We start from the raw sequence: 14,416 nt of genomic DNA, 5'->3' as shown, positions 1-14,416 counted from the left end.
GACCTGCTCACCGCCGCTCCTGCTGCCGGCCCAACCGTGCCGTCAAGCCCGACAGCAGGCAGGCGACGGCGGCGACCCAGCGGCGTGGCATGTCTTCCCCCGCTCCGACGGCTCGCGGTGACGACATGGTGACTGTAGGGGGCCGGTGGGGTGGGGTGGTTGCCTCGGGTCGGTTACCCGGCAGATGCGACATGTGGAAACATCTATCTGCTAGCTGCCTGCGCGGGTCTGCACGTAAGGTTCGGCCGGTTAGTCCCCTCCGTCCCGGGGTAGCCCGAGGGAATGACGAGATCGCAGCCCCGGCGTGCCCGCGGCACGGTCGGCCACGCCTACAGCGCGTTGAACACGCGGGCCGTGCTGGCCCTGTTCGGGCTGGTCAGCATGACCGTCTTCGCGGTGCTGGCGTTCCGCGCCGACGTCGCCTGGCTGGGCATGGTCTGTGCCCTCCTCGCCGCGGTCGCCGTGGTCGACCTGGTCATCATCCAGCGCCGCCGGGCCGCCCGCCACCGCGAGGAGCCGGGCGTGCGGCACTCACTCTTCGAGTGACAGGAGCACGAATGGCCATCGCCACCACCAACCCCGCCACCGGGCGGACCCTCAAGTCGTACGACCCGATGTCCGACGAACAGATCGACGCCGCCATCGAGCGGACCCACCTTGCCTTCCAGCAGCTACGCGGCACCACGATCGCCCAGCGGGGGCGGTGGCTGACCGCTGCCGCCGACCTGCTCGACGCCGACCGCGACGCCACCGCCCGGCTGATCACCACCGAGATGGGCAAGACGTACGCGGCGGCCAGGGCCGAGGTGACCAAGTGTGCCAACGCCTGCCGCTTCTACGCCGCACACGCCGAGCGGATGCTCGCCGACGAGCCGGCCGACGCCGAGGCGGTCGCCGCGGAGCGGGCGTTCGTCCGGTATCAGCCGCTCGGCCCGGTGCTGGCGGTGATGCCGTGGAACTTCCCCCTCTGGCAGGTGACGCGGTTCGCCGCGCCGGCCTTGATGGCCGGCAACACCGGACTGCTCAAGCACGCCTCCAACGTGCCGCAGACCGCCCTATACCTGGAGGACCTGTTCCGCCGGGCCGGTTTCCCGGAGGGGGCCTTCACCACTCTGCTGGTCGGTTCGGACGCCGTCGAGCGCGTCCTGACCGATCCTCGGGTCCGCGCCGCCACCCTCACCGGCAGCGAGGGGGCGGGCCGGTCCATCGCCCAGATCGCCGGCCGGGAGCTGAAGAAGACCGTGCTGGAACTTGGCGGCAGCGACCCCTTCGTGGTGATGCCCTCGGCCGACCTGGACCGGGCGGCCGAGGTGGCCACCACCGCGCGCTGCCAGAACAACGGCCAGTCCTGCATCGCCGCGAAGCGGTTCATCGTCCACACCGACGTGTTCGACGCCTTCGCCGAACGGTTCGTCGCGCACATGTCCGCGCTGCGGGTCGGCGACCCGATGGACGAGAAGACCGACGTCGGGCCGCTGGCCAGCGAGCGCGGTCGGGACGAGGTCCACGCCCAGGTGCGCGACGCGGTGGAGCACGGCGCCACGGTGCTCTGTGGCGGGCAGCAGTCCGACGGTGACGGCTGGTTCTACCCGCCGACGGTGGTCACCGACCTGACCCCGCGGATGCGGATGTGGTCCGAGGAGGTCTTCGGGCCGGTCGCCGGCCTCTACCGGGTCTCCTCATACGACGAGGCCGTCGAGGTGGCCAACGGCACCGCCTTCGGTCTGGGCGCCAACGCCTGGACCGGCGACCCGGCCGAGCAGGAGCGCTTCGCCACCGACCTGGAGGCCGGCAACGTCTTCGTCAACGGGATGACCACCTCGTACCCAGAGCTGCCCTTCGGCGGGGTGAAGAACTCGGGGTACGGGCGCGAACTGTCGGCCGTCGGCATGCGCGAGTTCTGCAACACCAAGACCGTGTGGGTGGGGCAGGGGGCCGCCCCGGCCGGGACTGGCGCGCACGCAGAGTAGCGATTGACCGAACACCGTCATGGGTAGGAAAGCTGCCCATGACGGTGTTCGGTTTCCACGCCTCTCACGAGCAGATCCACCCGCGCAAGCTGCTGGACGCGGTGATCCACGCGGAGCGGGCCGGGTTCGGGGCGGCGATGTCCTCGGACCACTTCTCGCCGTGGAGCCGGCGCCAGGGGCACTCCGGGTTCGCCTGGTCCTGGCTGGGTGCGGCGCTCCAGGCGACGAACCTGCCGTTCGGGGTGGTCAACGCCCCGGGCCAGCGCTACCACCCGGCGATCATCGCGCAGGCGATCGGCACCCTCGCCGCGATGTACCCGGGCCGATTCTGGGCCGCGCTCGGCTCCGGCGAGGCGAGCAACGAGCACATCACCGGCGACGTCTGGCCGCGTAAGGACGTGCGCAACGCCCGGCTGCGGGAGTGCGTCGACGTCATCCGTGCGCTGCTGGCCGGTGAGGAGGTCAGCCACGACGGCCTGGTTCGGGTGGACCGGGCGCGGCTGTGGACCTGCCCGGAGGAGCCGCCGGCGCTGATCGGCGCGGCGGTGAGCGTGCCGACCGCGAGGTGGTGCGCCGAGTGGGCCGACGGCCTGATCACGGTCAACGCGCCGGTGGAGCACCTGCGGCAGGTGATCGACGCGTACCGGGGGGCGGGCGGTCGCGGGCCGCTTCATCTGCAGGTGCACCTCAGCTGGGCGCCCGAGCAGGCCGAGGCTGAGGCGATCGCGTACGAGCAGTGGCGCAGCAACGTCTTCGCCCCGCCGGTCTGCTGGGATCTGGAGACCCCCGAGCACTTCGACGTGGTCAGTGAGCAGGTGCCGATGGCGCAGGTCGCGGAGGTGGTCAACGTCTCGGCCGATCTGGGCCGGCACGTCGGCTGGCTGGAGGAGTACGTGGCGCTGGGCTTCGACCAGATCGCGCTGCATCACGTGGGGCAGCAGCAGCGCGGGTTTGTCGACACGTTCGGCGCCGAGGTGCTGCCCAGGCTGCGGGCGGTGGCCTGAGCCGGCACCGTCGGGGACGGCCCTAGGCTCGTAGCCGTGGAAGCTCTGTTCGAGGTCGTGGTTTTCCTGGCGATCGCGACGTTCGGCGCGGCACTGGCCCGGCGGCTCGGTCTGCTCGCGCCGATCCTGCTGGTCGTCCTCGGTCTCGTGCTCTCCTTCCTGCCCGGGTTTCCGCAGGTCCGGCTCGACCCGGAGTTGGTGCTGGTGGGCATCCTGCCGCCGCTGCTCTACGTGGCGGCCCTGGAGACGTCGGTGCCCGCGTTCCGGCTCAACCTGCGGCCGATCCTGCTGCTCGCGGTGGGGCTGGTGATCTTCACCGCGTTCGTGGTGGGCACCGTGGTCCACCTGCTCCTGCCCGACCTGCCGTACGCGATCTGCCTGGCGCTGGGCGCGGTGGTGGCGCCACCGGACGCGGTCGCGGCCACCGCGGTGGCCCGGCGGGTCGGGTTGCCCCGGCGGATCGTGACCATCCTGGAGGGCGAGAGCCTGCTCAACGACGCCACCGCGTTGGTGCTGCTGCGGGTGGCCATCGCCGCCGCGACGGCCGGCGCCGGCGGGGTCGGGCCCGGCTACGTCGCAGGCGAGGTGCTGGTCGCCACGGGTGGCGGGGTGCTGGTCGGGGTGCTCGGCGTGCTGGTCTTCGGTTTCCTGCACCGGCGGATCGACGACCCGTTGCTGGACAACGCCCTCTCGCTGATCGTGCCCTTCGCGGTGGTCTTCGCCGCCGAGCGGATCCACGCCTCGGGTGTGGTGGCGGTCGTGGTGGCCGGCCTGGGTATCGGGCACCGGTTGCCGCTGCTGTTGTCGGCCGCCTCCCGGTTGCAGATCGGCGCGTTCTGGCGGCTGGCCCGGTTCCTGCTGGAAGGGCTGGTGTTCCTGCTGGTCGGCCTCCAGCTCCGGGAGGTCCTGCGGAACGTGGACGAGCCGTTCGGCCGCCTGCTGGGGATCACCGGGGCGGTGCTGCTCGCCGTCTTCCTCACCCGGTTCGTCTGGCTGTTCCCGGCGGTCTACCTGGCCCGGCTGGTGCCCCGGATCCGGCGCAGGGAGCCGAGTCCGCCGGTGCAGGCACCGATCGTCATCGGTTGGGCCGGGATGCGTGGGGTGGTCACCCTGGCCGCCGCGCTGGGTCTGCCGCTGACGCTGGCCGGGGACCGGCCGTACCAGCGGGCGCTGTTCATCTGGCTGGCGTTCGCGGTGATCGTGGTGACGCTGGTGGTGCAGGGGGCCACCCTGCCGGCGGTGGCCCGCCGGTTGCGGCTGCCTCCGGACGACCCGGTGCAGGAGGCGCTCGCCGCAGCCACGGTGCAGCAGCAGGCCGGCCGGGCGGCCCGGGAACGGCTCGACGCGCTGGTCGACACCGTGCCGGAGGCGGTCGCCGACCGGGCCCGCCGGGTGGTGGAGAACCGCACCAACCTGGCCTGGGAACAGCTCGGCGGCAGCGAACGGGAAACCCCGTCCCGGGCGTACGCGCGGTTGCGGCAGGAGATGATCGACGCCGAGCGGGAGGTGTTCCGGTCGGCGCGCGACGCCGGCCGTATCTCCGAGGAGGCGCTGGTGCGGGCCTACCGCGACCTGGACCTGGAGGAGTCGTTGCTGCGACCGGAGGAGGCTCGGTGAGCTGTCCACACCTGGCCGGGGCCGGCGACGCCGCGCCGGAGACCACCGACGTGTGCCCGGAGTGTGTGACGGTCGGCAACGACAACTGGGTGCACCTGCGGTCCTGCCTGACCTGCGGGCACGTCGGCTGCTGCGACTCCTCCGCCTACCAGCACGCGACCAGGCACTTCGAGGCCACCGGGCACCCGGTGATGCGGTCGATCCAGCCGGGGGAGAGCTGGCGCTGGTGCTTCGTCGACGAGGAGATCGGCTGAGCGGTCGCCGACCGGCTCACGGCGCGAGCATCCCGATCGGGGGATCGGGGCTGCCCCAGTCGCGGCCGAGGGGCCAAACTATTGACATCTTTCTATTGGTGGGGCTAACTTCGTCGCGGGAAAGCCCTTTCCTCGGGAGGAGTTCCGCAACCCTCATTCTCCCGGCGGAGCGGTGCGTACCGTCCCCGGCCGTACAACCGGCCGACCGCGCGCTGTTCCGGTCCATCCTGGCACGAGGAGGAGATTCCGTGCGCACCACACCGAACCGTACCCGACTCGGATGCGGGGCCGTCGGCGCCGCCGTGCTCGCCGCGACCCTCGTCGCGAGCTCCGGGCCGGCCGCCGTCGCCGCGCCCGCGGCGTCGGACGTGGCTGCTGCGCCGGCCGCCGCCGCGCCGGTTACCACCCTGGCGAGCTGGCCGTCGCCGTCCGGCAGTGTGAAGGTCAACGCCACCGTTCCCGTTCCCAGCAGTGGTCTCGACGGCGGGATGAAGCGCTACTACGGCATCGGCGACGGCGGGCAGAGCGAGAAGCAGGACCCGATGTTCGAGCTGGCCCCCGGAGCGACCCTGCGGAACGTGATCATCGGAGCCCCGGCCGGAGACGGCGTGCACTGCAGGGGCAACTGCACCCTGATCAACGTCTGGTGGGAGGACGTGGGTGAGGATGCGGCCACGTTCAACGGCGGCAGCAGCTACACGGTGGACGGTGGCGGTGCCCGCTCCGGCTCGGACAAGGTCTTCCAGCACAACGGCGCGGGCACGGTGACCATCCGAAACTTCCGGGTGGAGAACTCCGGAAAGCTCTACCGGGCCTGCGGCAACTGCTCCACCTCGCACCAGCGGCACGTCGTGCTCCAGAACGTGACCGCCACGAAGGTCAAGACGCTCGTGGGCATCAACTCTAACTGGGGTGACACCGCCCGGTTCTCGAACATCACGGTCGTCGGGGACAGCGGCAGGAAGACCAAGATCTGTACCCGCTTCCAGGGTGTGAAGAAGGGCAGCGAGCCGAAGGAGCTGGGTTCCGGCCCGGACGGCAAGCACTGCCTCTACCGGGACTCGGACATCGCCTGGCGCTGACAGCGCGGCTGACGCCGCGTCCACCGGCCCGTCGTCGCGGGGCAGGCCCGGACGGGCCTGCCCCGCTCGACGTATGACGGATCCGTTATGAAACCTATGGGCGTCGATGCATTTAATATCAGCAAACATTGATCGATGGGAGGTCGGATGATCCGACGTCAGTTCTCGCGTACGGCCGTGGCCCTGCTCGCGACCGTGGTGGCCACCGCCGGCATGGTCGCAACGGCAGGCACGGCCGCCTCCGCCGCGCCGCAGACCGTCTACTACGACGCGAGCCGGGCCGGCGAGTTCCGTACCAACTTCGACCGGGCCGCCGCCATCTGGAACAGCTCGGTCAGCAACGTCCGGCTCGCCCCCCGCACCCCGGGCAACATCACCATCTACGTCGACTCGGGCTGGCCCCGCGCGCAGACGACCAGCCTGGGCAACGGCCGGGTCTGGATGGGCTGGCAGGCCGTCAACCAGGGGTACGACCGGACCCGCATCGCCACCCACGAGATCGGCCACATCCTCGGCCTGCCGGACCGGCGTACCGGCCTCTGCTCCGATCTGATGTCCGGCAGCAGCGCCCCGGTCTCCTGCACCAACGCCACCCCGAGCCCCGCCGAGGCGGCCCGGGTGAACGCCCTCTTCGCCGACAGCGCGGCGGCGCGGGATGCTGCGGCGACCTACACCTGGACCGGCACCGACGTCGGCCCGTTGGTGGTCGGTGGTCGGCCGGCCAGCGAGAACTACCCCTGGATGGTCTACGTCTCCGGCTGCACCGGCACCCTCATCAAGGCCAACTGGGCGGTGACCGCGGAGCACTGCCCGACGCCCTCGTCGGTGCGGGTGGGAAGCAACAACCGCACCAGTGGCGGGACGGTGGTCCGAGTGATCCGGGCGGTCAACCACCCCAGGATCGACGTGAAGCTGCTGCAGCTGGCCAACTCGGTCAGCTACGCCCCGGCCCCGATCCCGACCACCTCCGGCGCGGTCGGTACGGCCACCCGGATCATCGGCTGGGGTCAGACCTGCCCGCAGCGCGGGTGCGGTTCCGCGCCCGAGGTCGCCAACGAACTCGACACCTCGATCGTCGCCGACAACCGGTGCCTGGGCATCGACGGCACGTACGAGATCTGCACCAACAACACCAACGGCAACTCGGGCGCCTGCTACGGCGACTCGGGCGGCCCGCAGGTGCGCCGGATCAACGGGGTCTGGCACCTGATCGGCGCGACCAGCCGGGCCGGCAACAACAACTCCACCTGCGCCACCGGCCCGTCCATCTACGGCGACCTGCCGTCGATCCGTACCTGGATCAACACGCAGGTCGGCGGCCTGCCCACCGCCTGAGCACCAGCCACCCGGCCGGGGCGCCCGTACCAGCCACAGCGTGGCGCGGGCGCCCCGCCCGCGCCGCTGCCGGCGAAATCCGCTGGGCATCGGACCGGTGGCCGTGGTGGGCTTGGGGCCGTGGAGCGGATCAGGACGGCGACGGCGGACGAACTCGGTGAACTGCAACGGATCGAGGTTGCCTCCGGAGCGCCGTTCCGCGAGATCGGCATGATCGACATCGCCGACGCGCCGCCGCTCGACCTCGACACACTGGGCGAATGCCAGCGCGCGGGGCGCGTCTGGGTGGTGGAGGCCGACGACCGGCAGATCGCCTTCGCCGCGGTACGCCTCGTCGACGGCTGCGCCCACGTCCAACAGCTCAGCGTCCATCCCGGGTACGCCCGACGGGGGTTGGGCCGGCGGCTGCTCGACCACGTCGCCGGCTGGGCCGCCGGGCAGGGACTGTCGGCACTGACACTGACCACCTTCCGCAGCGTGCCGTGGAACGCGCCCTACTACGCCCGGTGCGGCTTCGTGGCGTTGTCGCCGGCCCAACTCGACCCGGACCTGGCGCAGGTGCTGGCGGCCGAGGCGGCGCTGGGCCTGGACATGGGCGAGAGGGTCGCCATGCGGCGGCCGGTGTGACGGGTCACCCGTCGGAGCGGTGAGCCCGGTCGTCGATGTCCCCGGTGTCGCGCAGCCCGCGGATGTATGTCGCAGTGAGGGCAACGGCCCGGTCCTCGTCATGTGCGAGGGCTGCGAGGGCGCGTGCGGCGGTGGTCCCCGGGATATCCGCGAGTGCCTGCGCCAGCCGCCGGCGGGCAGCCGACCCAACGGTGTCCCGGGCGAGGCAGTCGACGATTCTGGCAGCGATCTGATCCGCCAACGCCGGATCACCCGCCAGCGTGCTCAGCACATCGGCCGCATCGACGTCGTTCGTCTCGTCGATGATCATGTCGACGAGGGTCGGGACCGCGTCGGCCACGCCACGTGCCCCGAGCGCCAGGGCCGCACGCCTGCGGACCGCGATGTCGGAGTTGGTGAGGGCGTCCCGCAGCAGCGCGGTCGCCGCACCGTCCGGAATCTCGGCGATGCACTGGGCGGCACGTCTGCGCACCTCGGCCGCGGGTGAGCCGAGGCCCTCCGCCAACAGCGCCAACCCGTGCTCGCCGGATCGCCGCAACGCCCATCGAAGGGCTCCGGCGACGTTCGGGTCCGTCTCGTTCAACGCTGCCTCGACCAGAGCCTCCACGGGCACCGGAACATCTCCGACCGACGACAGGGCCGCGCGCTGGCGCCTCCCGGCGCTCTCCGATCCCAGGGCATGGAGCAGGGCGACGATCTGGAGGACGTCCTTCCAGTCGGCGGGCTCCGCGGCAGCGATCCGACGGAGTCGCGTCAGCAGTTCCGTCTCGCTCGCGATGCGTTCCCGCGTCTGGCTGATGAGGTCGTCGACGAGACCCGAGGGCGTGAAAGCGGGATCATCCAACGCGCGTCCGACCTCACGCAGCGACAGCCCCAGTGCCCGCAGGCTCTCGATATGAAAGATCCGCTGGATGTCCTCACTGGAGTACTCCCGATATCCGGCGTCGGTACGGCCGGTTGGTCGTATCAGGCCGAGCGAGTCGTAATGCCGGAGCATGCGGGCGCTGACCCCGGACCGTCGTGCCACCTCGCCGATCAACACCGCCGGTCATCCCTCCTGGCCGGCCGGGCCGAGGGCTACGATGCGCTTCGCCTCCTCGAGGGCGAACTCGAATCCGGCATCCGGATCGCGCAACAGTCGCTGTGTGGCGATCGCGTGCTGGCGCACGCGAGGGTCGGGACTCGTCCCCGCGGCGTTCAGGGCCGGCATGATCACCTCACCGAGCGCGATCAGGGCGCGGCTGAGGCTCAACCGCGTCTCGCGTTCGCCGCGCCCGAGCTGTGTCGCGAACACCGCGGCCAACTCGGCTTCTTCACCGTCGGGCACGAGGACGACCGCTGCTCGCCAGGCGGCCCGTGCCACCTCCTCGTCGGCGTCGGTCAGCAGGGCCCGGGTGACCGCCGGCCACGCTCGCCGATCCCCGATCTTGGACAGCGTGTGCAACGCCTGGCTTCGGGCCTGGCCACGCTCGGAGCGGAGTTCGTCGACGAGCTTCGGGACGGTGACTGCCGGCGAGTGGCGGGTGAGAGCCCACGTCAGCATGTCGCGCACGTAGAAGTCCGGCTCCGTCGCGCATCGCTCGATGAGCGTGTCGACGAACCGCGGGTCAGGGGCCGCGCCGACCGCCAGTGCCGCTCGCAGCCGCACCGAGGAGTTGCTGCTCTGCAGCCCCTGCAGAGCTCGCGCCGTGTTCGTGTCCTCTTGCGGTCTGGTCATCGCAACCACCTCCTCGTCACAGTGAAGACCTTCTCACCGTGTCAAGGTCAAGCGGGCCACGCCACGAGAACCTGGGCGCGAGCTCGCGGCTGGACCGGAGGGCGTCGCCACGGATCGCGGAGCGCGGCATGCCCGGTTTTCCGTTGCGGGAGAGCACGACATGCCGCAGGCCGGTGGGCTCCCGCCCGGGGCGCGGTGCCCCGGGCGGGAGGAACCTCAGGACAGGGCGCAGGATGCGCCGTTGAGTGTGATCAGGTTGGGCCCGGGGTTGGCCAGGGAACCGGGCTTGCCGATCAGCCCGAAGGTCACCCTGCCGCCGGGCGCGATCTTCGCGTTGTACGACAGGTCCTTCGCCGTGACGGTGGCCCCGACCTGGCTCACCTGGGCCGACCAGCCTCGGACGACCTCCTGGTCACCGGTGAAGGCGTAGCGCACGGTCCAGCCGTCGACCGCCTCCGGGCCGGTGTTGCGGATGGTGACCTGGGTGTTGAAGCCGTCCGGCCAACTGCCGTGGACCTGGTACGTCGCCGCGCAGGTCTGCGCCGGCACCGCCCCGGCGTCGCCCTGGTCGGCGAGGAACGACGCCAGCCAGGCCAGCGCCGAGTTCCAGTTGATCGCCACCTCGTTGGTCGAGTACGAGTTGATGTCGTCGACGTAGCAGAACATCGGCTTGCAGCCCTTGAGCAACTGGGCGACGAACGGGTCCTGAAGATCGGCATTCGGGCCGCCGGCCAGCGAACCGGCCGGTGGCCTCGGCATCGACGGGTCGAGCTGGTGGCCGAAGATCCGGCTGTGTTGGTTGCGGGCGTGCTGCTCGCCCCAGCCGGTCACGTACGACATGTTCAACGCGTTGCGTCCGAACAGGTAGTCCGCCGCCTGCACCGCGCCGTCGCGGTACGTCGCGTTTCGGGTCAGGTCGAAGGCGGTTGCCAGCACGACCGCATTGTTGATCACGCTGCTGGTGGCGCCCCAGAAGTAGCCGTTCGCGGGCATCGGCAGCCCGTACGCCTGGGCGCGCAGCGTCGCCAGGTACGCGTCGGCGGCCTCGGTCACCGAGGCGCGGATGCGGGCCTTCTCCGCGGCGGGCAGCCCGCTGGGCACGGTGGCCAGGTCGAGCCGGCCCAGCGCCGCGACGTCCCGCCAGCCGAAGCCGTTGGGGGCGAAGACCTCGCCGGTGTGGTGCTTCGAGGCGGTCACGTCGGCCAGGTAGGTCTTGTCGCCGTAGGTCAGGTACAGCTCGGCCGCCGCCCAGTAGAACTCGTCGCTGACGTCGGTGTCGTCGTACGGGCCGCCGCCGACGCCGCTGTTCGGGGCGTACACCGCGGGGTTGGCCTCGGCCGCCGCGTAGGCGGTCTTCGCGGCGGTGCCGCAGCGGGCCGCGAAGGCCGCGTCGTAGGGGGCGAAGAGGCGGGCGCACTGGGCGGCGACGGCGGCCAGGTTGAGGGTGGCCGCCGTCGACGGCGGGTGCAGCTCGCGCGGCTGCGGATCCTTCTCGGGGGCGAGCGGCAAACCGGTCCAGGCCCGGTCGTGGATCTTGTGGTGGGCCATCCCGGCGAGCGGCTTGCCGGCCGGCACCTGCATGCGCAGCAGGAACTCGATCTCCCAGCGGGCCTCGTCGAGGATGTCCGGCACGTCGTTGCCGCGCTCGGGCACCCGCAGGGTGGAGTCGCCGAGCGCCGCGCCGCCGTCGGCGGTCTGCGCGGTCTTGGTCCGCTCGAACGTGTTCAGCAGCTGGTAGGTGGCGATGCCGCCGTTGACGACGTACTTGCCGTGGTCGCCGGCGTCGTACCAGCCGCCCCGCACGTCCAGGGTGTAGTCACAGCTGTCGGCCGCGCACGGCACCTCGGTGTCACCCTGGTTGGGGGCCACGCCGAGGTGGCCGGCCGGGCGGGCGTACTCCGCGCCGATCAGGTCGCCGTCGATGGCGATGCCGCTGCGCTGGGCGTAGAAGAACTGCAGCGCGTCGGAGCGCAGCCGGTCGTAGACGGTGCCGGAGATGTCGAACGGGTGGCTGGTCTCGCCGTCGGCGATGAGGGTGTAGCCGGTGCCGGGCGTGCGGTGGGCCGAGAAGTCGATGGTCTGCACGTGCTGTCCGGATGCCTCGTCGACCCCGCGCGGGGTGCTGCGACCGCTGGCCACCACCGCGCCCGAGGCGGAGCGCAGCTCCCAGTCCAGCGGGTCGGTCTTCTCGGTCACCACGGTGGCGTTCTTCGGCCCGCCGGGTAGATAGCCCACCTGGTTGACCCGGACCCGCGGCCCGGTGTTCGGCACGTACGGCGGGGCCGGCTCGCCGCCGCGCAGCGAGACGTTGTCCAGGCAGACCCGTTGCTCGGCGGCGGCGCCGCCGACCTGGAAGATCAGCTGGGCGTTCGGGTTGTCGTCGGGGACGGTGACGTTCTGCTCCACCCGGGCGGTCTGCGGCCCGGCGGTCGCCGACACGGTGGCGTACGCGGTGTAGGGGGCACTGCCGAGTTGGAGGACGGCCTTGACCGTCGTGCCCGGGTCGGCGGAGATGTCGAAGCCGAGCCGGTACTCCGCGCCGGCGTTGAGCTTCACCCCGTCGTGGCCGATGCCGGCGTCCCACGGGTTGGCCAGGCCACCGGGAACCGTGGTGCAGAGCCGGCCGTCGGACACGCCGCTGGGGCCGGTGCCGTAGGTGAACCAGGGCGACATTCCTTCGCTGAAGTCGCCGTTGCTGATCTGTTCGGGCGCGTCCGGGGGCACCTCGGCGTGCGCCACGCCGGCACCGGCGGTGGTGACCGCCAGGGTGGTCGCGGCCAGCAGCGCGAGGTTGCGCCGGTGGCGTCGGAGCAGGATCACGGGGGATTCCTTTCCGGGGGGACGGAGAGCGGTGGGGGGCACGGAGAACACCCATTCTGGGAGCGCTCCCAGCATCAGCCGATGTTTCCAGTGCGTCACGCCCCTGTCAATCGATCGGACTGGATGAGGTTGGACGTCGTCCGGTCGGCGGAAACGCGAGCGGCAGTGACATTCGCCGCGCCACACGCCGTCGTACCGATCCCCTAGAGACAACACGGCCCTTCGCCTGGCAGGCTGCCTCCCATGACCCTGAAGCTTCGTTCCGTCGGGACGAGCGACCGTGGGCTGATCCGCAGCGGGAACCAGGACGCCCTGCACACCGGTGCCTGGCTCGTCGCCGTCGCCGACGGCATGGGCGGGATGGCGGCCGGTGACCTGGCCAGCCGGATCGCCATCGACGCGATCGCCCCCCTGGACGTGGAGACCCCCGAGGACGCCCTGGTGGCCGCGCTGCAGAGCGGCATCGAGTTGGCCACGGAGCGGATCCGCCAGGCGGTCGCCGAGAACCGGGACCGGCAGGGCATGGGCACCACACTGACCGCCCTGCTCTTCGCCCGCACCGGCAGCTGCCTGGCCCTGGCGCACGTCGGCGACTCCCGGGCCTACCTGTTCCGCGAGGGGACCCTGAAGCAGATCACCCGGGACGACACCTTCGTCCAGATGCTCGTCGACCAGGGGCTGATCAGCCCCGAGGAGGCGGCCAGCCACCCGCGCCGCGCCGTGGTCACCCAGGCGTTGCAGGGCGAGGAGGTGTCCCCGGCGTACGCGACCATGGTGCCCTGGGCCGGCGATCGCTGGCTGCTGTGCAGCGACGGGCTCTCCAACGTCGTCCGCCCGGACACCCTCGCCGAGGTGCTCGCCGAGACCCCGGACCGGGCACACTGCACCCGCCGGCTGGTCGACCTGGCGTTGCGCGCCGGCGGCCCGGACAACATCACCGTGGTCGTCGCCGACGTCGTCGACGAGTGAGTCTCAGCGCCGCCGGGGCGTGGTGCGCCGGGTCGGCGTGGCGGTGCCCGGGTCTTCGGGCCAGGGGTGGCGTGGGTAGCGCCCCCGCAGCTCGGCCCGGACCTGCGCGTACCCGCCGCGCCAGAAGGAGGCCAGGTCCGCGGTGACCGCCACCGGCCGGCCGGCCGGGGAGAGCAGGTGCAGCAGTACCGGCACCCGACCGTCGGCGATCCGGGGCGCCTCGGCCCAGCCGAAGGTCTCCTGGAGCTTCACCGCCAGCACCGGCGCGGCCGGGTCGGCGTAGTCCACCCGGATCCGCGACCCGCTGGGCACCTCGATCCGCTCCGGGGCCAGCTCGTCCAGGCGGGCCGCCGCCGGCCACGGCAGCAGCCGGCGTAGCGCCGCCGTCACGTCGACCCGGGCCAGGTCGGCCCGGCGGCGGGCGGTGGCCAGCTCCGGGCCGAGCCAGTCGTCGACGGTGGCCAGCAGCGCATCGTCGCCCACGTCCGGCCACTGCCCGCCGAGCGCCCGGTGGCAGAACGCCAGCCGCTGCCGCAGCGCGCGGGCCGCCGGCGTCCAGTCGAGCAGCGCCAGCCCCTCCCGGCGCAGCCCGTCGCGCAGCGCACCGGCCAGCAGCTCCCGCCCCGGCCGGGCCAGCGGGCGGCTGACCAGCTCGATCGCGCCCAGCCCGACCACCTCGCGGGCCACCACGTCGCCATCGGCCCAGCGCACCTCCCGCTGTGTGCGCAGCAGCGGGCCACCCGCCTCCCGGGCCGTCGCCTCGTCCACCGCGGCGGCCAGCCGGATCCGCGCGGCCGGTGCGCCGGGGGAGCGGTCCGCCACCGCGACGGCGAGCCAGTCGACGCCGGCCAGGGCCGTGCCCGCCGCCAGCTCCGCCGCGGTCCCGCCCGCCATCAGGTACGACGAGTCGCCGGCCCGGCGTATCCGGGCGAGCCGCTCCGGGTACGCCAGCCCTGCCAGCAGGCCCGCCGCCAGATCGTCGGGCAGTCGCCGTCCGCCGTCCACCGCTGCGGCCCCCGCC

13 protein-coding genes are annotated in these 14,416 nt (G+C 72.1%); 9 read left to right on the top strand and 4 right to left on the bottom strand.

Features of this window, described 5'->3' with window-relative positions:
- Positions 1-282: 282 nt before the first annotated feature.
- From E1166_RS24225 to E1166_RS24190, 8 genes are all read left to right on the top strand, one after another.
- Positions 283-546 (top strand): DUF6343 family protein, encoded by a 264-nt coding sequence (locus E1166_RS24225; protein ID WP_132342276.1) that lies wholly within the window; start codon positions 283-285, stop codon positions 544-546.
- Positions 547-557: 11 nt separating this feature from the next.
- Positions 558-1,970 carry an NADP-dependent succinic semialdehyde dehydrogenase gene (locus E1166_RS24220; RefSeq protein WP_132342275.1) on the top strand — a complete coding sequence of 471 codons (1,413 nt, stop codon included), beginning with the start codon at positions 558-560 and terminating at the stop codon, positions 1,968-1,970.
- Positions 1,971-2,008: 38 nt separating this feature from the next.
- The gene (locus tag E1166_RS24215) at positions 2,009-2,974 is read left to right on the top strand and encodes a TIGR03885 family FMN-dependent LLM class oxidoreductase (RefSeq protein ID WP_132342274.1); all 966 of its coding nucleotides are present in this window, start codon (positions 2,009-2,011) and stop codon (positions 2,972-2,974) included.
- Positions 2,975-3,010: 36 nt separating this feature from the next.
- Positions 3,011-4,591, top strand: a complete 1,581-nt coding sequence (locus E1166_RS24210) for a Na+/H+ antiporter (protein WP_132342273.1) — start codon at positions 3,011-3,013, stop codon at positions 4,589-4,591.
- Positions 4,588-4,845 (top strand): UBP-type zinc finger domain-containing protein, encoded by a 258-nt coding sequence (locus E1166_RS24205; protein ID WP_132342272.1) that lies wholly within the window; start codon positions 4,588-4,590, stop codon positions 4,843-4,845. Before E1166_RS24210 ends, E1166_RS24205 begins: the two co-directional genes overlap by 4 nt.
- Positions 4,846-5,093: 248 nt before the next feature.
- A complete protein-coding gene (locus tag E1166_RS31165) occupies positions 5,094-5,927 on the top strand; it encodes a pectate lyase (RefSeq protein WP_207914471.1) in 834 nt (277 codons plus the stop codon).
- A 147-nt stretch (positions 5,928-6,074) separates the two neighbouring features.
- Entirely contained in the window at positions 6,075-7,262 is a 1,188-nt protein-coding gene (locus tag E1166_RS24195; RefSeq protein ID WP_132342271.1) for a snapalysin family zinc-dependent metalloprotease, read from the top strand.
- A gap of 120 nt (positions 7,263-7,382) precedes the next feature.
- Entirely contained in the window at positions 7,383-7,889 is a 507-nt protein-coding gene (locus E1166_RS24190) for a GNAT family N-acetyltransferase (RefSeq protein WP_243710493.1), read from the top strand.
- A 4-nt stretch (positions 7,890-7,893) separates the two neighbouring features.
- On the opposite strand, the gene E1166_RS24185 is transcribed toward E1166_RS24190, so the two are convergent.
- From E1166_RS24185 to E1166_RS24175, 3 genes are all read right to left on the bottom strand, one after another.
- Positions 7,894-8,931 (bottom strand): HEAT repeat domain-containing protein, encoded by a 1,038-nt coding sequence (locus E1166_RS24185; RefSeq protein WP_132342270.1) that lies wholly within the window; start codon positions 8,929-8,931, stop codon positions 7,894-7,896.
- 6 nt (positions 8,932-8,937) lie between these two features.
- Positions 8,938-9,606: a HEAT repeat domain-containing protein gene (locus tag E1166_RS24180; RefSeq protein ID WP_132342269.1), complete on the bottom strand. Its 669-nt coding sequence runs from the start codon at positions 9,604-9,606 to the stop codon at positions 8,938-8,940.
- Between the two features lie 216 nt (positions 9,607-9,822).
- Positions 9,823-12,426, bottom strand: coding sequence for a glycoside hydrolase family 9 protein (locus E1166_RS24175; RefSeq protein ID WP_243710492.1), 2,604 nt, complete (start codon positions 12,424-12,426; stop codon positions 9,823-9,825).
- A 243-nt stretch (positions 12,427-12,669) separates the two neighbouring features.
- Between E1166_RS24175 and E1166_RS24170 the strand changes: the two genes are divergently transcribed.
- Positions 12,670-13,395 carry a protein phosphatase 2C domain-containing protein gene (locus E1166_RS24170; protein WP_132342267.1) on the top strand — a complete coding sequence of 242 codons (726 nt, stop codon included), beginning with the start codon at positions 12,670-12,672 and terminating at the stop codon, positions 13,393-13,395.
- Between the two features lie 3 nt (positions 13,396-13,398).
- Here the strand turns inward: E1166_RS24170 and E1166_RS24165 are convergent.
- Positions 13,399-14,416 (bottom strand): ATP-dependent helicase C-terminal domain-containing protein (locus E1166_RS24165; RefSeq protein WP_279433231.1); only part of this gene is annotated, 1,018 nt, incomplete at its 5' end.

Origin of the sequence: Micromonospora sp. KC213 (assembly GCF_004348325.1) — a bacterium.
Classification (GTDB): domain Bacteria; phylum Actinomycetota; class Actinomycetes; order Mycobacteriales; family Micromonosporaceae; genus Micromonospora.
Note: the sequence above shows the minus strand (reverse complement) of the source record. Positions and strands in the feature narration are given on the sequence as shown.

What these genes read in the sequence shown, in the direction of transcription:
- E1166_RS24220 (WP_132342275.1), top strand. Translation starts at nt 558, where the DNA reads ATGGCCATCGCCACCACCAACCCCGCCACCGGGCGGACCCTCAAGTCG.
- E1166_RS24215 (WP_132342274.1), top strand. Translation starts at nt 2,009, where the DNA reads ATGACGGTGTTCGGTTTCCACGCCTCTCACGAGCAGATCCACCCGCGC.
- E1166_RS24195 (WP_132342271.1), top strand. Translation starts at nt 6,075, where the DNA reads ATGATCCGACGTCAGTTCTCGCGTACGGCCGTGGCCCTGCTCGCGACC.
- E1166_RS24170 (WP_132342267.1), top strand. Translation starts at nt 12,670, where the DNA reads ATGACCCTGAAGCTTCGTTCCGTCGGGACGAGCGACCGTGGGCTGATC.
- E1166_RS24180 (WP_132342269.1), bottom strand. Translation starts at nt 9,606, where the DNA reads ATGACCAGACCGCAAGAGGACACGAACACGGCGCGAGCTCTGCAGGGG.
- E1166_RS24225 (WP_132342276.1), top strand. Translation starts at nt 283, where the DNA reads ATGACGAGATCGCAGCCCCGGCGTGCCCGCGGCACGGTCGGCCACGCC.